This window comes from Planococcus halocryophilus (assembly GCF_001687585.2).
In the GTDB taxonomy this organism is placed as follows: Bacteria; Bacillota; Bacilli; order Bacillales_A; family Planococcaceae; genus Planococcus; species Planococcus halocryophilus.
In genome coordinates this window covers 85,783-108,966 of the sequence record NZ_CP016537.2, presented here as the reverse complement: position 1 = coordinate 108,966, position 23,184 = coordinate 85,783, and the positions used below count along the sequence as shown (strand labels likewise).

Here is a 23,184-nt window from a genome sequence, read left to right as displayed (position 1 = left end):
TTCAGCCGGTGAGGATCTTCTCTAAAGAACTTGCTACATGTACTTCTTCTCGTCAACGTTTTTATGATAGTAAATTCATTTTACACCGTCAGCCGAATAAGTCAACGTTACGCACTTGCGTATTGTGCAACGCGAGCGATTGCTTTGTCTTTTCCTAATAAAGAAATCGCATCTGGCAGTTCAGGTCCGTGCATTTGTCCAGTAATAACAACACGTATAGGCATAAACAAGTTTTTGCCTTTATGACCCGTCGCTTTTTGAACCGCTTTGATTGCCGCTTTAATTTCAGCTGGTTCAAAGTTTTCTAACCCAGTCAATTGCTTTTTAAATGCCGCCATCACTTCAGGTACTTGTTCCCCAGCTAAAACTTCTTTTTCAGCTTCGCCGTATGTTAAGTCGTCAGTGAAAAATTGTTCTGATAGCTCGGTAATTTCAGCACCGTAGCTCATTTGATCGTGATACAAAGCAACAAGCTTGATCGCCCATTCTGTTTGTTCTGGTGTCATTTCTTCTGGCAATTTCCCTGCTTTTTGCAAATGGGGAAGCGATAACTTCACGACTTCTTCGAGCGGCAATTGTTTAATGTATTGGTTGTTCATCCACATTAACTTTTGCTTATCAAACATCGATGGCGACTTAGACAAACGTTCTACATCAAAAATGCGAATAAATTCTTCTTTCGAGAAGATTTCTTCTTCTCCTTCTGGAGACCAGCCAAGTAGCGCAAAGAAGTTGAATAGTGCTTCAGGAATATAGCCTAATTCTTTATATTGTGAAATAAACTGTAAAATCGACTCGTCGCGTTTCGATAATTTCTTACGGTCTTCGTTAATGATCAACGTCATGTGACCGTAGCTCGGATAATCCCAACCAAATGCATCGTAAATCATCATTTGTCTTGGTGTGTTTGATAAATGCTCTTCTCCGCGGAAAACATGAGAAATTTTCATCAAATAATCATCGATGACAACAGCAAAATTATATGTCGGAATACCCGTCGTTTTAACCATTACCCAGTCGCCAATATCTTTTGATTCAAATGAAATTGGACCACGTACTAAATCATTAAACTCATATGTTACATTCGTAGGAACTTTTGCACGAATACTAAACGTCTTACCTGATTCTTCTCTTTCAGCGACTTCTTCCGTAGTCAAGTTACGGCAAGTTCCGCTGTACTGGGGAGCTGCAATGCCCGCTGCTTTTTGCGCATCGCGTTCTACTTCCAACTCTTCAGGTGTACAGAAACATTTAAAAGCCAATCCTTTTTCAAGCATTTGGTCTGAATGTTTTTTATACGTATCCAAACGTTCCATTTGACGATAAGGTCCGTACTCTCCTCCAACATCAATAGACTCGTCGTGTTCAATGCCTAACCATTTCAAGTTATCCAACTGAGACATAATCCCTGTTTCGATATTACGAGCCGTATCTGTATCTTCAATGCGAACGATGAATTTCCCGTTATTGTGACGCGCAAATAAATAGTTAAATAAAGCTGTACGAGCGCCCCCGATGTGCAAATGTCCTGTCGGGCTTGGTGCGTAACGTACGCGAACTTCTTGTGTCATTTCATTTCCTCCTAAAATATCGTTTATCCTTCTACTATTCTATCACTCTGGCACATCAAGAGAAACTGGGTGTTTCGTTAGTAGGATCACTGCAAGCGCAGCAATTCCTTCTTCACGCCCAACAAATCCAAGGTGTTCCGAAGTTGTTGCTTTAACACTAACTTGCGAAATATCTGCTTCAAGCAAGTTAGCAATTGATTCGCGCATTTGTTCGATATAAGGCGCTAATTTCGGTTTTTGAGCAATCACTGTGCAATCCACATTGCCAAGCTCATAGCCTTGTTCTTTTACATATTGCCAAATATGCGTCAATAATTTGCGAGAATCCGCATTTTTAAATTCCGGATCTGTGTCTGGGAAATGCTTACCGATATCGCCTCCACCAATTGCGCCAAGTGCCGCATCAGTAATGGTATGCAATAATACATCTGCATCTGAATGACCAAGAAGTCCACGGTCGTGTTCAATTTCAATGCCACCTAAAATAAATGGTCGTCCTTCTGCTAATTGATGTACGTCATAACCTTGTCCAATTCGAATCATTTCTGTTCCTCCTGTAAGCGACTTTCCAGAATGGCTCTTCCATAAATCAAATCATCTGGCGTCGTCATTTTTATATTTTCGTATGTACTTTCAACAATCGCGACAGGGTAATGCAAACGTTCAACAAGCATCGCTTCATCTGTTCCCATAAACCCATCGTTATGAGCTTTCTGAGCAGCCTCTAAAATTAACGAATAGCGAAATGCTTGCGGCGTTTGAATCATCCACAATTGATCGCGGTCTACCGTCTCTGAAATAATGCCATTTTCCGCTTTTTTAATGGTATCTTTTACCGGAACAGCGGCTATTGCTGCACCCGATGTGTGTGCTTTTTCCACTAAATTCACAATGACTTCTTTGTCGATAAATGGCCGAGCTGCATCATGAACCAAAACAACGCCACAAGGTGGAATCGCTTCAAGGCAAGCTCTTACACTATCTTGCCGTTCCGTTCCCCCTGTAGCGTAACCTTGTACTTTCGTTAAGTTATAGCGTTTTACATAGTTTTCAATTAATCCCCGCTCTTGTTCTTTTACCGCTAACCAAATGGCGTCACAATTTGGGTCTTTTTGAAAAACTTCTAATGTATATAGAAAAATAGGTTTACCGAAAAGTTCGAGTAATAATTTATTTTTATCAGCTTTCATTCGTTTCCCGCTGCCAGCAGCAGGCAAGACGACTGTATAATTCATAAAAAACATCCTTTATCCATATGTTGCACCTTATTTGCCTTCACGCGGTTTCGCAAAAATCATTCGGCCTGCAGAAGTCTGCAACACACTCGTAACTGTAACATTGATCGCTTGGCCAATAAATCCTTTACCGCCTTCAATGACAATCATTGTCCCATCGTCTAAATAAGCGACACCTTGATTTTGCTCTTTGCCGTCTTTAATGACCACGACATGCATATCTTCTCCTGGAATGACCACAGGTTTTACAGCATTTGCCAAATCGTTAATGTTCAATACTGGAACATTATGAAGTTCACATACTTTATTGAGATTAAAGTCGTTAGTTACCACTTTGCCGCCCATTTTTTTCGCAGCACGCATTAGTTTCAAATCGACTTCGCTTACTTCATCAAAACTTTCTTCCGTAATCATAATAGCATCTACGCGCTCGCTTTGAAGACGTTTTAAAATGTCCAACCCTCGCCTACCGCGTGTTCGTTTCAACGTATCTGACGAATCCGCAATATGTTGAAGTTCCGACAAAACAAATTGCGGTACGACAAACGTACCTTCCATAAACCCAGTTGCCGAAATATCAGCAATTCGTCCATCGATAATGACGCTGGTATCGAGCAATTTATAAGACATTTTTTCAATTGGTTCTTCGATTTCCTGCTTTTTCGCAGGTACGAATTTAGCAGGCGTTAACATCGTTAACATCTCTTCACGTTTTTGAAACCCGACTTGAAACCCTAAATAACCAAGCACTACCGAAAGAACTAATGGTGCCACTGTCGCGACAAGGGGAATATCAACCGTACTTAACGCAAATCCAACTAAGAACGCTACCACAAGTCCAATAACCATCCCGACCGTTCCGAATAATAGGTCCGGGGTTGGGGCGCGCAACAACTTCTCTTCCATCCATTTCATAAAATGAATCAATGAATCAACAAATAATAAAGATAATAGGAAAAAGATAAGAGCACCAACAATTGCTGCTACATAAGGATTACTGATCCACGGATTGTCGAGAAGGGGAATAAGTTCAAATGCTGATGGTAATAATAAAATTCCGATCGTCGCACCAATAAGTAAAAACATTATTTGAATAATAGGTCTTAACACGAGCTCCACCTCCTTTTTTCAATTATACACATTTTAAAACAAGAACGCTCCAAAGATACTTGACTAGAAATAAAAGGAGGCAATATTGCCTCCTTACTGTGGAAAAATCTCTTTTAATGCATCGTTAACACTTTCTACACCCACTACACGAATTCCTTCCGGATAATCCCAGCCACCTAAATTTGATGCAGGAATAATTGCACGCTTAAAGCCTAGTTTCGCCGCTTCTTGAACGCGCTGCTCGATACGCGATACGCGTCTAACTTCCCCGGTCAATCCAACTTCGCCGATTATACAATCATAAACATTTGGCGCTTTATCACGGAAGCTTGAGACAATACTTGCCAACACAGCCAAATCAATTGCTGGTTCATCAAGCTTCACGCCACCCGCAACTTTAATGTAAGCGTCCTGCGCTTGCAAAAGCATACCTACGCGCTTTTCTAGTACTGCCATCAGTAAGGTCACACGATTGACGTCAATTCCCGTTGCCATCCGTTTCGGATAATTAAAGCTTGAAGGTGTTACCAATGCTTGAATTTCAACTAAAATTGGCCTTGTTCCTTCCATTGAAGCAACAACGGTTGAGCCTGCTGACCCACTCGAACGCTCTTGTAAAAATAATTCAGATGGATTCAACACTTCTTTTAATCCACTTTGAAGCATTTCAAAAATCGCAATTTCATTCGTAGAACCAAAACGGTTTTTCACACTACGTAAAATGCGGTATGTGTGATGGCGTTCACCTTCGAAATACAACACCGTATCAACCATATGCTCTAAAATACGTGGTCCTGCAATTTGTCCTTCTTTGGTTACGTGTCCAACTAGGAAAATGGCAATATTTTTTGTCTTGGCGATTCGCATCAATTCTGCCGTACTTTCTCTTACTTGCGTCACACTACCCGGTGCAGAAGTGACTTCCGGGTGGTGAACAGTCTGAATTGAATCGATAATAACAAAATCAGGTGCTACATCTTCAATGGTGTGATGAATCAGTTCAAGATTTGTTTCAGCATAGATAAACAACTCTGAAGATGACGCATCTAAACGCTCTGCTCGTAATTTTGTTTGGCGAATTGATTCTTCTCCGGAAATATATAATACCCGGTTTCCACTATTTGCAAGCATCGCTGAAACTTGTAACAGCAATGTCGATTTCCCAATACCCGGGTCTCCCCCAATTAATACTAGTGATCCTGGCACAATGCCTCCACCAAGTACACGGTTTAATTCGCTTAGTTCCGTTTCTACTCGTGGTTCGTCTTGTGTTTCAATCGCATTGATCGGCGTCGCTTTTTGCGGAACAGACGCACTATGTTGAAAAGCACCGCGTGTTCCTTTAGGAGCTTGGACTTCTACTTCTTCTGTCATCGTATTCCATGATGCGCACCCCGGACATTTCCCCATCCATCTGGCCGATTCATAGCCACACGACTGACAAATGAATTTAGTCTTTTTCTTAGCCATGTGTACCTCCTTGAATAGAAAAACCGCTCGCCGGAAAGTAACTCCGGAGAGCGGCATGTTCTTATTGTTTTTCTATCGCTATTTCTTTTGCTTTTTCTGATTTATTTGTTCGAACGACAAATTCATCGCCTTCAACATCAAAGATAATCTTTTGCCCTGACAGAGCCGTACCTTTTAATAGCTCTTCTGACAAACGATCTTCCACGTGTTTTTGAAGTGAACGACGTAATGGACGCGCACCATATTCTGGGTCATATCCTTCTTTCGCTACTTTTTCAAGCGCTGCATCTGTTAACTCCAAATCGATATCCTGCTCTTTCAAGCGATCAACCAATTGTTTCGTCATCAAGTTTACAATTTCTCTTAAGTTTTCTTTTTCAAGAGAATGGAAGACGATCATGTCATCCACACGGTTCAAGAACTCTGGGCGGAATGCTTTTTTCAATTCAGCAAGCATTTTCCCTTTCATATCTTTATAATCCGTTTTTGCATCATCCAAATTAAAGCCTACGTATTTATTGTATTTCAGTTCTTCTGCCCCTACATTTGAAGTCATGATAATGACCGTATTACGGAAATCGACTCTGCGACCTTTTGAATCCGTTAAACGACCATCTTCAAGAACTTGCAACAGAATGTTGAAGACATCCGGGTGAGCTTTTTCAATTTCATCAAGAAGTACAACTGAATAAGGTTTTCTGCGTACTTTCTCCGTCAATTGTCCGCCTTCTTCATAGCCTACATAGCCTGGAGGTGATCCAACCAAACGTGAAGTCGAATGTCTTTCCATGTACTCAGACATGTCGATGCGAATCATCGCTTCTTCGTCACCAAACATAGACTCAGCTAAGGCCCGTGCTAATTCCGTTTTACCTACACCTGTTGGACCAAGGAAAATGAACGATCCAATTGGACGTTTCGGATCTTTCAATCCTGCACGTGCACGTCGGATAGCTTTCGAAATAGACGTTACTGCTTCATTTTGTCCAATAACACGGTTATGAAGAATAGACTCCAAATTCAACAATTTATCCGATTCTGTTTGTGCCAGTTTCGAAACCGGAATACCCGTCCACATAGATACAACTTTCGCAATATCTTCTACTGTCACTTCAGACTCTTCTTTACCTTGTTTTTCTTTCCATTCTTTTTTCGTTTTATCTAATTGACTTTGTAGTTTCTGTTCAGCATCACGAAGCGAAGCCGCTTTTTCGAACTCTTGGCTTTGAACTGCTTCATTTTTCTCAGAACGTGCTGCTTCTAATCGAGATTCCAACTCTTTCAAATCTGGCGGAGTCGTGTAAGAACGCAGTCTTACTTTTGATCCAGCCTCATCGATCAAGTCAATCGCTTTATCCGGTAAGAAGCGATCTGAAATATAACGGTCTGACATTTTAGCCGCTGCTTCAATTGCTTCATCGGTAATTTTCACACGGTGATGCGCTTCATAACGATCGCGCAAACCACGGATAATTTGAATCGATTCTTCAACTGAAGGCTCATCTACTTGAATTGGTTGGAAACGACGCTCAAGAGCTGCATCTTTTTCAATGTACTTGCGGTACTCATCTAAAGTTGTCGCACCAATGCACTGAAGTTCTCCACGTGATAGTGACGGTTTCAAAATATTAGATGCATCAATCGCACCTTCTGCACCGCCAGCACCGATTAATGTATGAAGCTCATCGATAAACAGAATAACGTTACCAGCTTGACGAATTTCATCCATCACTTTTTTCAAGCGATCTTCAAATTCCCCACGGTATTTTGTTCCTGCAACTACTGTTCCCATATCCAAAACCATAACGCGTTTGTCGCGTAGAGTTTCTGGGATTTCATTATTTACGATTTGCTGAGCCAATCCTTCAGCAATCGCTGTTTTACCAACACCAGGCTCACCAATCAAGACTGGGTTGTTTTTTGTTCTGCGGCTCAACACTTCAATCACACGTGTAATTTCATCGCTTCTGCCAATTACAGGGTCTAATCCGCCTTCGCGAGCAACTTGTGTCAAATCACGAGCCAATCCATCTAACGTTGGTGTATTCGCTGAAGCATTTGGGCTTGTGCCTGTGGAAGTCTGCTCATTGCTTCCTAGAAGCTGTAACACTTGCTGGCGAGCTTTATTCAAGCTAACACCGGCATTTCCTAACACACGAGCTGCAACCCCTTCTCCTTCACGAATAAGCGCTAATAGCAAATGCTCTGTACCTATATAAGAGTGACCCAGTTTACGGGACTCATCAACTGACAATTCAATAACTTTTTTGGCTCTCGGCGTGTAATGTACAATTGGACCGACTTCTTTTTCGCCGACACCAACTAATTCCTTAACACCTTCTTCGATCAACTGTGTATTTACTTCAATTGCCTCAAGAGCTTTAGCAGCAATCCCGCCACCTTCACGAATCAAACCGAGAAGAATGTGCTCTGTACCGATTGATTCATGTTTCATACGAATGGCCTCTTCTTGAGCTAACTGAAGAACTTTTTGTGCGCGTTGTGTAAATCGATTAAACATCATGCAAGATCCTCTCCTTCACTATTTATACCGTTTCTATTCAACCTCTCTCGGAACAACTTGGCCCGAGCAAAATCGCGTTCTTTCGGTTGCAGTGGCTTGTCTGCATATTGCTGCAGAAATGCCGGCTGCATAAAAATCATTAACTCATTCAAAATCGACATATCTACATCTTGAATCATTTTTAAATCTATACCCAAACGAACATCTGACAGACACGTCGCAGCTTCTTCTGTCGTCAGCAGTCTCGAATGGGTAAGAACGCCAAGCGATCGGTATATCCGATCTTCTATTACTACTGGTGAATTTAACGCAATTGCTTCACGCGCTCTTCGTTCTTGTTGGATAATTTGCTCTGTCATATTTTCCAAATCCTGAAGAATCTCGTATTCTGATTTCCCAAGAGTCAATTGGTTTGATATTTGATAAACATTTCCTAAAGCTTCACTACCTTCGCCATAAATGCCTCTAACCACCATACCCAGTCTTGAAATTGCAGGAATGATTCGTTGAATCTGATGAGACATGGTCAAAGCAGGTAAATGAAGCATAACGGATGCTCGCATTCCAGTACCTACGTTTGTCGGACAACTAGTTAAGTAGCCATGTTTTTCATGAAAAGCATAAGATAAATTCTTTTCTAGAAGAGAATCTAGCTCATTTGCTATTTTATAAGCTTGTTGAAGTTGAAATCCTGACTGAAGACTTTGAATTCGCAAATGATCTTCTTCATTCACCATAATACTCAGCTCTTCGTTATCAGACAACAAAACAGAACCTGAGTGATGGCTATTAATAAGATATGGACTAATTAAATGTTTTTCTACCAATATCTCTTTTTGTAACTCAGCAAGCTCTTCAATACTGATATGGCTAAAAGTATAATCTAATTCATTTCCTTTATCTAATAATACAGAAGAAATTTCTTTATCAACTTTGAGCGCTTCATCTTCTGTAAAAGCATATGGAAATTTGAAATTGTTCAAATTTCTAGCTAATCTAATTCTCGTACTCATTGCAATATCTACATTTTTACCATCGTTAGTCATCCAGCTGCTTGCATGGGGTTGAAAAAAACGTTCAACTGCCATCCTGGATACCCCCTTCAAGCTTCGCACTTAAAACTTTTACTTCATCTCTTAATCTAGCGGCCTCTTCAAAATTTTCACCTTGAATTGATATCTGCATTTGCTTTCGAAGTTCTTCAATTTCTTTTTTTATTTTCAAGGTTGTGCCATAAGAAGCAGGTATTTTACCATTGTGTTCTGTATTCCCGTTATGGAATCGTTTAAAGATTTCATTAAGCTGTGGTGAAAAGGCATCATAACAAGAAGAGCAGCCAAACTTCCCGATTCGTAAAAATTTAGAGAAAGTAAAACCACAAGAAGGACAAGTTGCTACTTCCTTTCTAACCGGGTTAATGGATGCTTGCGAATTAGGGAACCAATTTGATAATAGCTGATGAATAGCTAATGGATCCTGTTCAAAAGCAATATTAATGCTATGGTTTTCAGCAGCACAGATATGGCATAAATTCACCTCAACTATCTGGCCTTGTTGCTGTTGTTTAACTATAACTGATGCAGAACGTTCTCCGCATTGATCGCAAATCATCTTTTCACCCCTTTATGTGTTCGTTTGATATTTAATTGTAAATAGCATTGCTATAAGAATACGTGCTCGAACTTCATCGCGTGTAGGAAGAGGGAGAAGCAAGGTACCCCGATCAATTGCACTAAGAATTAGTTTAGCTTCTCGTTTAGAAATGATTTCTTCATCAAGTAATCTAAAAACGGTATCTTCTGCCATTATCTGCGTAGCTCCATGTTCCAATCGTTCAATAACTTCTGCTATAACATCTGACTTTTGATGGAGCCTGATTCTTTTAATGCGAATATACCCACCGCCACCGCGTTTACTTTCTACCAAGTAACCACGATCAACCGTAAATCGAGTATTTATGACATAATTTATTTGAGATGGGACACATTGAAACTTTTCAGCCACTTCACTGCGTTTAATTTCAATATGGTCTCTCTCGCTTAATTCGATAACTTGCCTCAAATAACCTTCAATTACATCCGAAATGTTCCGCATCGCTTTCACCTCTTCGATACATAATATGAAAAAGTTGACTTTGACTATATTTGACTTAATTATACAACAAGCTTTTTACACATATCAAATAGTAAGTATCGAAATTATAAATCAAACAAAAAAGCCTTTAAACTAAAGCACTTAAAGACTTGTGTAATCAACCTCTGATTAACTTATAGTGCACCTTATCTTTAAATACAAAAAAGCCGTTACCGGAATCGGTAACGACTTTCTTTAAGTGCCCAGCGACGTCTTACTCTCACAGGGGGAAACCCCCAACTACCATCAGCGCAAAAGAGCTTAACTGCCGTGTTCGGGATGGGAACGGGTGTGGCCTCTTTGCCATCATCACTGGACTATTTAGTTGAGTGCTTGTTCACTCAAAACTGGATAAACGACATTGGAACGTGCAAGTGCTTCGCATACATTGTTTTGGTTAAGTCCTCGATCGATTAGTATTCGTCAGCTGCACATGTCGCCACGCTTCCACCTCGAACCTATCTACCTCATCGTCTTTGAGGGATCTTACTTGCTTGCGCAATGGGAAATCTCATCTTGAGGGGGGCTTCGTGCTTAGATGCTTTCAGCACTTATCCCGGCCACACATAGCTACCCAGCGATGCCCTTGGCAGAACAACTGGTACACCAGCGGTGTGTCCATCCCGGTCCTCTCGTACTAAGGACAGCTCCTCTCAAATTTCCTGCGCCCGCGACGGATAGGGACCGAACTGTCTCACGACGTTCTGAACCCAGCTCGCGTACCGCTTTAATGGGCGAACAGCCCAACCCTTGGGACCGACTACAGCCCCAGGATGCGATGAGCCGACATCGAGGTGCCAAACCTCCCCGTCGATGTGGACTCTTGGGGGAGATAAGCCTGTTATCCCCGGGGTAGCTTTTATCCGTTGAGCGATGGCCCTTCCATGCGGAACCACCGGATCACTAAGCCCGTCTTTCGACCCTGCTCGACATGTACGTCTCGCAGTCAAGCTCCCTTCTGCCTTTACACTCTTCGAATGATTTCCAACCATTCTGAGGGAACCTTTGGGCGCCTCCGTTACTCTTTAGGAGGCGACCGCCCCAGTCAAACTGCCCGCCTGACACTGTCTCCCAAGCCGATCAGGCTTGTGGGTTAGAATTTCAATACAACCAGGGTAGTATCCCACTGACGCCTCCTCCGAAGCTGGCGCTCCGGAATCTAAGGCTCCTACCTATCCTGTACAAGTTGCACCAAAATTCAATATCAGGCTACAGTAAAGCTCCACGGGGTCTTTCCGTCCTGTCGCGGGTAACCTGCATCTTCACAGGTACTATAATTTCACCGAGTCTCTCGTTGAGACAGTGCCCAGATCGTTACGCCTTTCGTGCGGGTCGGAACTTACCCGACAAGGAATTTCGCTACCTTAGGACCGTTATAGTTACGGCCGCCGTTTACTGGGGCTTCAATTCGCACCTTCGCTTGCGCTAAGCACTCCTCTTAACCTTCCAGCACCGGGCAGGCGTCAGCCCCTATACGTCACCTTACGGTTTTGCAGAGACCTGTGTTTTTGCTAAACAGTCGCCTGGGCCTATTCACTGCGGCTCTCTCGGGCTATACACCCTACCAGAGCACCCCTTCTCCCGAAGTTACGGGGTCATTTTGCCGAGTTCCTTAACGAGAGTTCACTCGCTCACCTTAGAATTCTCTTCTCGCCTACCTGTGTCGGTTTGCGGTACGGGCACCTCCCGCCTCGCTAGAGGCTTTTCTTGGCAGTGTGAAATCAGGGACTCTAAGGGTAAACCCTCTTGCCATCACAGCTCAACGTATCAGGAATGGGATTTGCCTCATTCCACGCCTCACTGCTTGGACGTGCACAACCAACGGCACGCTCTCCTTATCCTTCTGCGTCCCCCCATTGCTCAAACGGCGGGGAGGTGGTACAGGAATATCAACCTGTTGTCCATCGTCTACGCCTATCGGCCTCGACTTAGGTCCCGACTAACCCTGAGCGGACGAGCCTTCCTCAGGAAACCTTAGGCATTCGGTGGACGGGATTCTCACCCGTCTTTCGTTACTCATACCGGCATTCTCACTTCTAAGCGCTCCACCAGTCCTTCCGGTCTGACTTCAACGCCCTTAGAACGCTCTCCTACCACGGATCTCTTACGAGATCCATCCACAGCTTCGGTAATCCGTTTAGCCCCGGTACATTTTCGGCGCAGTGTCACTCGACCAGTGAGCTATTACGCACTCTTTAAATGATGGCTGCTTCTAAGCCAACATCCTGGTTGTCTAAGCAACGCCACATCCTTTTCCACTTAACGGATATTTGGGGACCTTAGCTGGTGGTCTGGGCTGTTTCCCTCTTGACTACGGATCTTATCACTCGCAGTCTGACTCCCAAGCATAAATCACTGGCATTCGGAGTTTGTCTGAATTCGGTAACCCGGGATGGGCCCCTAGTCCAAACAGTGCTCTACCTCCAGGATTCTCTATCTTGAGGCTAGCCCTAAAGCTATTTCGGAGAGAACCAGCTATCTCCAGGTTCGATTGGAATTTCTCCGCTACCCACACCTCATCCCCGCACTTTTCAACGTGCGTGGGTTCGGGCCTCCAGTAAGTGTTACCTTACCTTCACCCTGGACATGGGTAGATCACCTGGTTTCGGGTCTACAACTACATACTCTGGCGCCCTATTCAGACTCGCTTTCGCTGCGGCTCCGCCTTCTCAGCTTAACCTTGCATGTAATCGTAACTCGCCGGTTCATTCTACAAAAGGCACGCCATCACCCATTAACGGGCTTTGACTACTTGTAGGCACACGGTTTCAGGATCTATTTCACTCCCCTTCCGGGGTGCTTTTCACCTTTCCCTCACGGTACTGGTTCACTATCGGTCACTAGGAAGTATTTAGCCTTGGGAGATGGTCCTCCCAGATTCCGACGGAATTTCACGTGTTCCGCCGTACTCAGGATCCACTCTGGAGGGGTAAGGTTTTCGGCTACGGGGCTGTTACCCGCTGCGGCGGACCGTTCCAGGTCGCTTCGCCTAATCCTACCTTTTGTAACTCCGTATAGAGTGTCCTACAACCCCAAGAGGCAAGCCTCTTGGTTTGGGCTGATCCCGTTTCGCTCGCCGCTACTCAGGGAATCGCATTTGCTTTCTCTTCCTCCAGGTACTTAGATGTTTCAGTTCCCTGGGTCTGCCTTCTCATGTGCTATAGATTCACACATGGATACTACTCGATTAAAAGTAGTGGGTTCCCCCATTCGGAAATCTCCGGATCACAGCTCACTTACAGCTCCCCGAAGCATATCGGTGTTAGTGCCGTCCTTCTTCGGCTCCTAGTGCCAAGGCATCCACCGTGCGCCCTTTCTAACTTAACCAATGGTTAATTAAAAAGTTGTGACAAAAATTGTCACGCGTACTTGAATTTCTTGCATATTGTTTCAATGTCGTTTTATCCAGTTTTCAAAGAACAAGTTTGAAAGTCACAAAAAAAGGCGTTGCCGCCTGAAGGTGAACCTTCAAAACTGAACGCAAAACGTCAACCCCGGAGCGCCTAGGGCGCCCGGTTCCGAATTTATCCTTAGAAAGGAGGTGATCCAGCCGCACCTTCCGATACGGCTACCTTGTTACGACTTCACCCCAATCATCCGTCCCACCTTCGGCGGCTGGCTCCACAAGGGTTACCTCACCGACTTCGGGTGTTACAAACTCTCGTGGTGTGACGGGCGGTGTGTACAAGGCCCGGGAACGTATTCACCGTGGCATGCTGATCCACGATTACTAGCGATTCCGGCTTCATGCAGGCGAGTTGCAGCCTACAATCCGAACTGAGAACGGTTTTATGGGATTGGCTCCCCCTCGCGGGTTGGCAACCCTTTGTACCGTCCATTGTAGCACGTGTGTAGCCCAGGTCATAAGGGGCATGATGATTTGACGTCATCCCCACCTTCCTCCGGTTTGTCACCGGCAGTCACCTTAGAGTGCCCAACTGAATGCTGGCAACTAAGATCAAGGGTTGCGCTCGTTGCGGGACTTAACCCAACATCTCACGACACGAGCTGACGACAACCATGCACCACCTGTCACCACTGTCCCCGAAGGGAAAAGTGTATCTCTACACCGGTCAGTGGGATGTCAAGACCTGGTAAGGTTCTTCGCGTTGCTTCGAATTAAACCACATGCTCCACCGCTTGTGCGGGCCCCCGTCAATTCCTTTGAGTTTCAGCCTTGCGGCCGTACTCCCCAGGCGGAGTGCTTAATGCGTTAGCTGCAGCACTAAGGGGCGGAAACCCCCTAACACTTAGCACTCATCGTTTACGGCGTGGACTACCAGGGTATCTAATCCTGTTTGCTCCCCACGCTTTCGCGCCTCAGCGTCAGTTACAGACCAGAAAGTCGCCTTCGCCACTGGTGTTCCTCCACATCTCTACGCATTTCACCGCTACACATGGAATTCCACTTTCCTCTTCTGCACTCAAGTTCTCCAGTTTCCAATGACCCTCCACGGTTGAGCCGTGGGCTTTCACATCAGACTTAAAGAACCGCCTGCGCGCGCTTTACGCCCAATAATTCCGGACAACGCTTGCCACCTACGTATTACCGCGGCTGCTGGCACGTAGTTAGCCGTGGCTTTCTGGTGAGGTACCGTCAAGGTACCAGTAGTTAGTTGGTACTTGTTCTTCCCTCACAACAGAGTTTTACGATCCGAAAACCTTCGTCACTCACGCGGCGTTGCTCCGTCAGACTTTCGTCCATTGCGGAAGATTCCCTACTGCTGCCTCCCGTAGGAGTCTGGGCCGTGTCTCAGTCCCAGTGTGGCCGATCACCCTCTCAGGTCGGCTACGCATCGTCGCCTTGGTAGGCCATTACCCCACCAACTAGCTAATGCGCCGCGGGCCCATCCTGCAGTGACAGCCGAAACCGTCTTTCCGTGCAGCCTCAGGAGAGGCCGCAAACTATTCGGTATTAGCACCGGTTTCCCGGAGTTATCCCGATCTGCAGGGCAGGTTGCCCACGTGTTACTCACCCGTCCGCCGCTAAACCAGAAGGAGCAAGCTCCTCTGGTTCCGCTCGACTTGCATGTATTAGGCACGCCGCCAGCGTTCGTCCTGAGCCAGGATCAAACTCTCCATTATAGAGTAGTGTTGATTGCTCAATACTGCTGGCGTATCGCCGTCCGAAGACGCACGATTCGCTTTGATCTACTTGCGTTGATCAGTAAGTTTTGCGCGGGCCGTTTTGCGCGACCGTTGCGTTTTGTTGACGTTTTGCTGTTCAGTTTTCAAGGTTCAATATTCAAAAGATATGGTGGAGCCTAGCGGGATCGAACCGCTGACCTCCTGCGTGCAAGGCAGGCGCTCTCCCAGCTGAGCTAAGGCCCCATTGTTTGGTCGGGAAGACAGGATTCGAACCTGCGACCCCTTGGTCCCAAACCAAGTGCTCTACCAAGCTGAGCTACTTCCCGAACTTAGGTACTGAGTTTTTAAAAAATATGGTGCGCCCGAGAGGACTCGAACCTCTAACCGCTTGATTCGTAGTCAAGTACTCTATCCAATTGAGCTACGGGCGCTTTATGCTATTGATGTAAATGGTGCCGAGGACCGGAATCGAACCGGTACGGTAGTCACCTACCGCAGGATTTTAAGTCCTGTGCGTCTGCCAGTTCCGCCACCCCGGCTAAGGGTCGGTACTCTGAAAATCATATGGAGCGGAAGACGAGGTTCGAACTCGCGACCTCCACCTTGGCAAGGTGGCGTTCTACCACTGAACTACTTCCGCAAAATGGTGCGGGTGAAGGGAGTCGAACCCCCACGCCCGAAGGCGCTAGATCCTAAGTCTAGTGCGTCTGCCAGTTCCGCCACACCCGCGTGGCAATATTAAAATTAAAATGGTGAGCCATGAAGGATTCGAACCTTCGACCCTCTGATTAAAAGTCAGATGCTCTACCAGCTGAGCTAATGGCTCATTTACATGAGTGGTGCCGGAGAAAGGAGTCGAACCCTCGACCTACTGATTACAAGTCAGTTGCTCTACCAACTGAGCTACTCCGGCGAAAAGAAAAATGGTGGAGGATGACGGGATCGAACCGCCGACCCTCTGCTTGTAAGGCAGATGCTCTCCCAGCTGAGCTAATCCTCCGATATGTATTGCCCAGCGACGTCCTACTCTCACAGGGGGAAACCCCCAACTACCATCGGCGCAAAAGAGCTTAACTGCCGTGTTCGGGATGGGAACGGGTGTGGCCTCTTTGCCATCATCACTGGACTATTTGGTTTTGAAAGACAAGATTTATTATACCAGTATATCACTGGTTTTTTCAAGCTTTTTTTCAAAAACTTTTTCTTATTCTTTCAAAACTGGATAAACGACATTGGAACGTGCAAGTCTTCGCGTACTTTGTTTTGGTTAAGTCCTCGATCGATTAGTATTCGTCAGCTGCACATGTCGCCACGCTTCCACCTCGAACCTATCTACCTCATCGTCTTTGAGGGATCTTACTTGCTTGCGCAATGGGAAATCTCATCTTGAGGGGGGCTTCGTGCTTAGATGCTTTCAGCACTTATCCCGGCCACACATAGCTACCCAGCGATGCCCTTGGCAGAACAACTGGTACACCAGCGGTGTGTCCATCCCGGTCCTCTCGTACTAAGGACAGCTCCTCTCAAATTTCCTGCGCCCGCGACGGATAGGGACCGAACTGTCTCACGACGTTCTGAACCCAGCTCGCGTACCGCTTTAATGGGCGAACAGCCCAACCCTTGGGACCGACTACAGCCCCAGGATGCGATGAGCCGACATCGAGGTGCCAAACCTCCCCGTCGATGTGGACTCTTGGGGGAGATAAGCCTGTTATCCCCGGGGTAGCTTTTATCCGTTGAGCGATGGCCCTTCCATGCGGAACCACCGGATCACTAAGCCCGTCTTTCGACCCTGCTCGACATGTACGTCTCGCAGTCAAGCTCCCTTCTGCCTTTACACTCTTCGAATGATTTCCAACCATTCTGAGGGAACCTTTGGGCGCCTCCGTTACTCTTTAGGAGGCGACCGCCCCAGTCAAACTGCCCGCCTGACACTGTCTCCCAAGCCGATCAGGCTTGTGGGTTAGAATTTCAATACAACCAGGGTAGTATCCCACTGACGCCTCCTCCGAAGCTGGCGCTCCGGAATCTAAGGCTCCTACCTATCCTGTACAAGTTGCACCAAAATTCAATATCAGGCTACAGTAAAGCTCCACGGGGTCTTTCCGTCCTGTCGCGGGTAACCTGCATCTTCACAGGTACTATAATTTCACCGAGTCTCTCGTTGAGACAGTGCCCAGATCGTTACGCCTTTCGTGCGGGTCGGAACTTACCCGACAAGGAATTTCGCTACCTTAGGACCGTTATAGTTACGGCCGCCGTTTACTGGGGCTTCAATTCGCACCTTCGCTTGCGCTAAGCACTCCTCTTAACCTTCCAGCACCGGGCAGGCGTCAGCCCCTATACGTCACCTTACGGTTTTGCAGAGACCTGTGTTTTTGCTAAACAGTCGCCTGGGCCTATTCACTGCGGCTCTCTCGGGCTATACACCCTACCAGAGCACCCCTTCTCCCGAAGTTACGGGGTCATTTTGCCGAGTTCCTTAACGAGAGTTCACTCGCTCACCTTAGAATTCTCTTCTCGCCTACCTGTGTCGGTTTGCGGTACGGGCACCTCCCGCCTCGCTAGAGGCTTTTCTTGGCAGTGTGAAATCAGGGACTCTAAGGGTAAACCCTCTTGCCATCACAGCTCAACGTATCAGGAATGGGATTTGCCTCATTCCACGCCTCACTGCTTGGACGTGCACAACCAACGGCACGCTCTCCTTATCCTTCTGCGTCCCCCCATTGCTCAAACGGCGGGGAGGTGGTACAGGAATATCAACCTGTTGTCCATCGTCTACGCCTATCGGCCTCGACTTAGGTCCCGACTAACCCTGAGCGGACGAGCCTTCCTCAGGAAACCTTAGGCATTCGGTGGACGGGATTCTCACCCGTCTTTCGTTACTCATACCGGCATTCTCACTTCTAAGCGCTCCACCAGTCCTTCCGGTCTGACTTCAACGCCCTTAGAACGCTCTCCTACCACGGATCTCTTACGAGATCCATCCACAGCTTCGGTAATCCGTTTAGCCCCGGTACATTTTCGGCGCAGTGTCACTCGACCAGTGAGCTATTACGCACTCTTTAAATGATGGCTGCTTCTAAGCCAACATCCTGGTTGTCTAAGCAACGCCACATCCTTTTCCACTTAACGGATATTTGGGGACCTTAGCTGGTGGTCTGGGCTGTTTCCCTCTTGACTACGGATCTTATCACTCGCAGTCTGACTCCCAAGCATAAATCACTGGCATTCGGAGTTTGTCTGAATTCGGTAACCCGGGATGGGCCCCTAGTCCAAACAGTGCTCTACCTCCAGGATTCTCTATCTTGAGGCTAGCCCTAAAGCTATTTCGGAGAGAACCAGCTATCTCCAGGTTCGATTGGAATTTCTCCGCTACCCACACCTCATCCCCGCACTTTTCAACGTGCGTGGGTTCGGGCCTCCAGTAAGTGTTACCTTACCTTCACCCTGGACATGGGTAGATCACCTGGTTTCGGGTCTACAACTACATACTCTGGCGCCCTATTCAGACTCGCTTTCGCTGCGGCTCCGCCTTCTCAGCTTAACCTTGCATGTAATCGTAACTCGCCGGTTCATTCTACAAAAGGCACGCCATCACCCATTAACGGGCTTTGACTACTTGTAGGCACACGGTTTCAGGATCTATTTCACTCCCCTTCCGGGGTGCTTTTCACCTTTCCCTCACGGTACTGGTTCACTATCGGTCACTAGGAAGTATTTAGCCTTGGGAGATGGTCCTCCCAGATTCCGACGGAATTTCACGTGTTCCGCCGTACTCAGGATCCACTCTGGAGGGGTAAGGTTTTCGGCTACGGGGCTGTTACCCGCTGCGGCGGACCGTTCCAGGTCGCTTCGCCTAATCCTACCTTTTGTAACTCCGTATAGAGTGTCCTACAACCCCAAGAGGCAAGCCTCTTGGTTTGGGCTGATCCCGTTTCGCTCGCCGCTACTCAGGGAATCGCATTTGCTTTCTCTTCCTCCAGGTACTTAGATGTTTCAGTTCCCTGGGTCTGCCTTCTCATGTGCTATAGATTCACACATGGATACTACTCGATTAAAAGTAGTGGGTTCCCCCATTCGGAAATCTCCGGATCATAGCTCACTTACAGCTCCCCGAAGCATATCGGTGTTAGTGCCGTCCTTCTTCGGCTCCTAGTGCCAAGGCATCCACCGTGCGCCCTTTCTAACTTAACCAATGGTTAATTAAAAAGTTGTGACAAAAATTGTCACGCGTACTTGAATTTCTTGCATATTGTTTCAATGTCGTTTTATCCAGTTTTCAAAGAACAAGTTCATCATTTCAACGTACAAAATGATTGGTGGAGCCTAGCGGGATCGAACCGCTGACCTCCTGCGTGCAAGGCAGGCGCTCTCCCAGCTGAGCTAAGGCCCCAAGAAGAATGGTGGGCCTAAATGGACTCGAACCATCGACCTCACGCTTATCAGGCGTGCGCTCTAACCAGCTGAGCTATAGGCCCTCTTGAGTATAATTGTCTTACTGATAGAAGATCAATTCAATGTTTCCATTGAAGGTGAACCTTCAAAACTGAACGCAAAACGTCAACCCCGGAGCGCCTAGGGCGCCCGGTTCCGAATTTATCCTTAGAAAGGAGGTGATCCAGCCGCACCTTCCGATACGGCTACCTTGTTACGACTTCACCCCAATCATCCGTCCCACCTTCGGCGGCTGGCTCCACAAGGGTTACCTCACCGACTTCGGGTGTTACAAACTCTCGTGGTGTGACGGGCGGTGTGTACAAGGCCCGGGAACGTATTCACCGTGGCATGCTGATCCACGATTACTAGCGATTCCGGCTTCATGCAGGCGAGTTGCAGCCTACAATCCGAACTGAGAACGGTTTTATGGGATTGGCTCCCCCTCGCGGGTTGGCAACCCTTTGTACCGTCCATTGTAGCACGTGTGTAGCCCAGGTCATAAGGGGCATGATGATTTGACGTCATCCCCACCTTCCTCCGGTTTGTCACCGGCAGTCACCTTAGAGTGCCCAACTGAATGCTGGCAACTAAGATCAAGGGTTGCGCTCGTTGCGGGACTTAACCCAACATCTCACGACACGAGCTGACGACAACCATGCACCACCTGTCACCACTGTCCCCGAAGGGAAAAGTGTATCTCTACACCGGTCAGTGGGATGTCAAGACCTGGTAAGGTTCTTCGCGTTGCTTCGAATTAAACCACATGCTCCACCGCTTGTGCGGGCCCCCGTCAATTCCTTTGAGTTTCAGCCTTGCGGCCGTACTCCCCAGGCGGAGTGCTTAATGCGTTAGCTGCAGCACTAAGGGGCGGAAACCCCCTAACACTTAGCACTCATCGTTTACGGCGTGGACTACCAGGGTATCTAATCCTGTTTGCTCCCCACGCTTTCGCGCCTCAGCGTCAGTTACAGACCAGAAAGTCGCCTTCGCCACTGGTGTTCCTCCACATCTCTACGCATTTCACCGCTACACATGGAATTCCACTTTCCTCTTCTGCACTCAAGTTCTCCAGTTTCCAATGACCCTCCACGGTTGAGCCGTGGGCTTTCACATCAGACTTAAAGAACCGCCTGCGCGCGCTTTACGCCCAATAATTCCGGACAACGCTTGCCACCTACGTATTACCGCGGCTGCTGGCACGTAGTTAGCCGTGGCTTTCTGGTGAGGTACCGTCAAGGTACCAGTAGTTAGTTGGTACTTGTTCTTCCCTCACAACAGAGTTTTACGATCCGAAAACCTTCGTCACTCACGCGGCGTTGCTCCGTCAGACTTTCGTCCATTGCGGAAGATTCCCTACTGCTGCCTCCCGTAGGAGTCTGGGCCGTGTCTCAGTCCCAGTGTGGCCGATCACCCTCTCAGGTCGGCTACGCATCGTCGCCTTGGTAGGCCATTACCCCACCAACTAGCTAATGCGCCGCGGGCCCATCCTGCAGTGACAGCCGAAACCGTCTTTCCGTGCAGCCTCAGGAGAGGCCGCAAACTATTCGGTATTAGCACCGGTTTCCCGGAGTTATCCCGATCTGCAGGGCAGGTTGCCCACGTGTTACTCACCCGTCCGCCGCTAAACCAGAAGGAGCAAGCTCCTCTGGTTCCGCTCGACTTGCATGTATTAGGCACGCCGCCAGCGTTCGTCCTGAGCCAGGATCAAACTCTCCATTATAGAGTAGTGTTGATTGCTCAATACTGCTGGCGTATCGCCGTCCGAAGACGCACGATTCGCTTTGATCTACTTGCGTTGATCAGTAAGTTTTGCGCGGGCCGTTTTGCGCGACCGTTGCGTTTTGTTGACGTTTTGCTGTTCAGTTTTCAAGGTTCAAGTAGTTTACCGCTTAATGTCACGGCGACTTTTCAATATTACCAACTTCTTTTTAAGAAGTCAACAACTTTCTTCTTTTTTATTTCTCCGCATCTTTTATTATGAAAAACGCGACAAGAAATAGTATAGCACCATTCAAAATTTGGTACAAGTGTTTTTTTGAAAAAAAGACCGATTTAAAAATCTAAGACCTTTAAATCGGTATCCTTCTTTACTTTTCTATTCTTTCGGACGCATTTGCGGAAACAATAAAACATCTCTAATAGATGAAGAATTAGTTAACAACATAATTAATCGGTCGATACCGATTCCTAATCCCCCTGTTGGTGGTAACCCATATTCTAAAGCTTCAATAAAATCTTCATCCATTTCATGAGCTTCGTCGTTACCTTCAGCTTTTTCCACCAACTGGGCTTCAAAGCGCTGACGTTGGTCAATTGGATCGTTTAACTCTGTAAATGCATTAGCATGTTCACGGCGTACTATAAACAATTCAAAACGGTCTGTAAAACGTTCATCTTCTGGATTTTTCTTAGCTAAAGGTGAAATTTCAACTGGATGTCCATATATAAAGGTCGGTTGAACTAACTGCTCTTCCACTTTTTGCTCAAAGAACTCATTTAAGATATGCCCGACTTCCATTGTAGGCTTAATATCAATACCGTGTTCTTTCGCTAAAGCTTGAGCTTCTTCTTTAGCCATGTGCTCCCAGAAGTCTACTCCTGTGTATTCTTTAACAGCATCAGCCATATGCAGTCGCTTCCAACCTATAGCCAAGTCAATTTGATCTTCTCCATACTGCACTGTAGTAGTTCCTAGAACTTCTTGTGCAATATGAGCTACTAAATTTTCTGTAAGTGCCATGATGTCGTTATAATCTGCGTAAGCTTCATATAATTCTAACATCGTGAATTCAGGGTTGTGACGAGTCGAGATTCCTTCGTTGCGGAAGACACGACCAATTTCATAAACTTTCTCTAAGCCCCCCACAATTAATCGTTTTAAGTGAAGCTCAATCGCAATACGGATATACAACTCCATATCTAATGCATTGTGGTGTGTAATAAACGGTTTCGCAGTTGCTCCCCCAGCGATTGAGTGAAGCATTGGCGTTTCAACTTCCAAGAACCCTGCATTATCTAAGTAACGGCGCATAGATTGGATAATGCGGCTACGTAAAATAAACGTCTCTTTGCTTTCTTCACTTGTCAGCAAGTCTAAATAACGTTGACGGTAACGTTGTTCCACATCTTTTAAGCCATGGAATTTTTCCGGTAACGGGCGTAATGCTTTTGTAAGGAATTCCACTTCTTTTGCTTTAATGGATAGTTCCCCTACGTTCGTTTTAAATACAATCCCTTTAATCCCTAAGATATCTCCTAGGTCAACTGTGTTATAAAATTCGTAAGCTTCATCACCAATAACGTCTTTACGAACATAAATTTGAATTTGACCTTTTAAATCTTGAATATGCGCAAATCCAGCTTTCCCTTTTCCACGCTTTGTCATTACTCGTCCAGCAATAACTACTTCATGCGATGCTTCTTCAAGCTCTTCTTTAGAAAGCTCTCCGTATTTCTCAATGATTTCTTGAGATAGATGAGTTCGTTCAAAACGACCACCGAACGGATCCATTCCGTTATCTCGGAAATTTTGCATTTTTTGTCGTCTAACTACTAATTGATCGTTTAATTCTTCTGACATGCCCTACACTCCTTTATCTGTTTAACACTAAAT

10 protein-coding genes, 11 tRNA genes, 6 rRNA genes and 1 other annotated feature (1 of these 28 only partly in view) are annotated in these 23,184 nt (G+C 46.2%); all 27 genes read right to left on the bottom strand.

Annotation, left to right across the window (positions count from 1 at the left end; genetic code table 11):
- Nucleotides 1-65: a binding site (T-box leader), on the bottom strand; it reaches 153 nt to the left of the window's first position.
- A 42-nt stretch (nt 66-107) separates the two neighbouring features.
- The 27 genes from gltX to lysS all read right to left on the bottom strand — a co-directional run bounded on the left by gltX (nt 108) and on the right by lysS (nt 23,151).
- On the bottom strand, nt 108-1,571 hold the full coding sequence (gene gltX, locus BBI08_RS00510; RefSeq protein ID WP_008497407.1) for a glutamate--tRNA ligase: 1,464 nt from the start codon (nt 1,569-1,571) through the stop codon (nt 108-110).
- A 42-nt stretch (nt 1,572-1,613) separates the two neighbouring features.
- Nucleotides 1,614-2,114, bottom strand: coding sequence for a 2-C-methyl-D-erythritol 2,4-cyclodiphosphate synthase (ispF, locus tag BBI08_RS00505; protein ID WP_008497406.1), 501 nt, complete (start codon nt 2,112-2,114; stop codon nt 1,614-1,616).
- On the bottom strand, nt 2,111-2,806 hold the full coding sequence (ispD, locus tag BBI08_RS00500) for a 2-C-methyl-D-erythritol 4-phosphate cytidylyltransferase (protein WP_008497405.1): 696 nt from the start codon (nt 2,804-2,806) through the stop codon (nt 2,111-2,113). The genes ispF and ispD overlap by 4 nt, the downstream gene beginning before the upstream one ends.
- A gap of 30 nt (nt 2,807-2,836) precedes the next feature.
- Nucleotides 2,837-3,916, bottom strand: a complete 1,080-nt coding sequence (locus BBI08_RS00495) for a PIN/TRAM domain-containing protein (RefSeq protein ID WP_008497404.1) — start codon at nt 3,914-3,916, stop codon at nt 2,837-2,839.
- Between the two features lie 93 nt (nt 3,917-4,009).
- Complete coding sequence (gene radA / locus BBI08_RS00490) at nt 4,010-5,386, bottom strand: DNA repair protein RadA (protein WP_040850767.1); 1,377 nt, start codon at nt 5,384-5,386, stop codon at nt 4,010-4,012.
- Nucleotides 5,387-5,447: 61 nt separating this feature from the next.
- Nucleotides 5,448-7,910 carry an ATP-dependent protease ATP-binding subunit ClpC gene (clpC, locus tag BBI08_RS00485; protein ID WP_065528387.1) on the bottom strand — a complete coding sequence of 821 codons (2,463 nt, stop codon included), beginning with the start codon at nt 7,908-7,910 and terminating at the stop codon, nt 5,448-5,450.
- A complete protein-coding gene (locus BBI08_RS00480) occupies nt 7,907-8,998 on the bottom strand; it encodes a protein-arginine kinase McsB (protein ID WP_008497402.1) in 1,092 nt (363 codons plus the stop codon). Before BBI08_RS00480 ends, clpC begins: the two co-directional genes overlap by 4 nt.
- Nucleotides 8,988-9,521 (bottom strand): UvrB/UvrC motif-containing protein, encoded by a 534-nt coding sequence (locus tag BBI08_RS00475; protein WP_008497401.1) that lies wholly within the window; start codon nt 9,519-9,521, stop codon nt 8,988-8,990. The genes BBI08_RS00480 and BBI08_RS00475 overlap by 11 nt, the downstream gene beginning before the upstream one ends.
- Nucleotides 9,522-9,533: 12 nt before the next feature.
- Complete coding sequence (locus tag BBI08_RS00470; RefSeq protein ID WP_008497400.1) at nt 9,534-10,004, bottom strand: CtsR family transcriptional regulator; 471 nt, start codon at nt 10,002-10,004, stop codon at nt 9,534-9,536.
- A gap of 240 nt (nt 10,005-10,244) precedes the next feature.
- A 5S ribosomal RNA gene (rrf, locus tag BBI08_RS00465) occupies nt 10,245-10,360 on the bottom strand.
- Nucleotides 10,361-10,436: 76 nt separating this feature from the next.
- Nucleotides 10,437-13,370: ribosomal RNA gene (locus BBI08_RS00460) — 23S ribosomal RNA — on the bottom strand.
- 207 nt (nt 13,371-13,577) lie between these two features.
- Nucleotides 13,578-15,128: ribosomal RNA gene (locus tag BBI08_RS00455) — 16S ribosomal RNA — on the bottom strand.
- A gap of 170 nt (nt 15,129-15,298) precedes the next feature.
- A tRNA-Ala gene (locus BBI08_RS00450) sits at nt 15,299-15,374 on the bottom strand.
- A 6-nt stretch (nt 15,375-15,380) separates the two neighbouring features.
- Nucleotides 15,381-15,457 (bottom strand) — tRNA-Pro (locus BBI08_RS00445).
- 28 nt (nt 15,458-15,485) lie between these two features.
- A tRNA-Arg gene (locus BBI08_RS00440) sits at nt 15,486-15,562 on the bottom strand.
- Nucleotides 15,563-15,581: 19 nt separating this feature from the next.
- Nucleotides 15,582-15,670, bottom strand: a tRNA-Leu gene (locus tag BBI08_RS00435).
- A gap of 26 nt (nt 15,671-15,696) precedes the next feature.
- A tRNA-Gly gene (locus BBI08_RS00430) sits at nt 15,697-15,771 on the bottom strand.
- A gap of 4 nt (nt 15,772-15,775) precedes the next feature.
- Nucleotides 15,776-15,860 (bottom strand) — tRNA-Leu (locus tag BBI08_RS00425).
- A gap of 21 nt (nt 15,861-15,881) precedes the next feature.
- Nucleotides 15,882-15,957, bottom strand: a tRNA-Lys gene (locus BBI08_RS00420).
- An 11-nt stretch (nt 15,958-15,968) separates the two neighbouring features.
- Nucleotides 15,969-16,044: transfer RNA gene (locus BBI08_RS00415), tRNA-Thr, on the bottom strand.
- A gap of 11 nt (nt 16,045-16,055) precedes the next feature.
- Nucleotides 16,056-16,131, bottom strand: a tRNA-Val gene (locus BBI08_RS00410).
- Between the two features lie 10 nt (nt 16,132-16,141).
- Nucleotides 16,142-16,257 (bottom strand): 5S ribosomal RNA (rrf, locus tag BBI08_RS00405).
- A 137-nt stretch (nt 16,258-16,394) separates the two neighbouring features.
- A 23S ribosomal RNA gene (locus tag BBI08_RS00400) occupies nt 16,395-19,328 on the bottom strand.
- 123 nt (nt 19,329-19,451) lie between these two features.
- A tRNA-Ala gene (locus BBI08_RS00395) sits at nt 19,452-19,527 on the bottom strand.
- 8 nt (nt 19,528-19,535) lie between these two features.
- Nucleotides 19,536-19,612: transfer RNA gene (locus BBI08_RS00390), tRNA-Ile, on the bottom strand.
- A 128-nt stretch (nt 19,613-19,740) separates the two neighbouring features.
- Nucleotides 19,741-21,291 (bottom strand): 16S ribosomal RNA (locus BBI08_RS00385).
- Together the 16S, 23S and 5S rRNA genes with 11 tRNA genes alongside form the textbook arrangement of a ribosomal RNA operon.
- Nucleotides 21,292-21,666: 375 nt before the next feature.
- Nucleotides 21,667-23,151, bottom strand: coding sequence for a lysine--tRNA ligase (lysS, locus tag BBI08_RS00380; protein WP_008498549.1), 1,485 nt, complete (start codon nt 23,149-23,151; stop codon nt 21,667-21,669).
- Between the last annotated feature and the right edge of the window lie 33 nt (nt 23,152-23,184).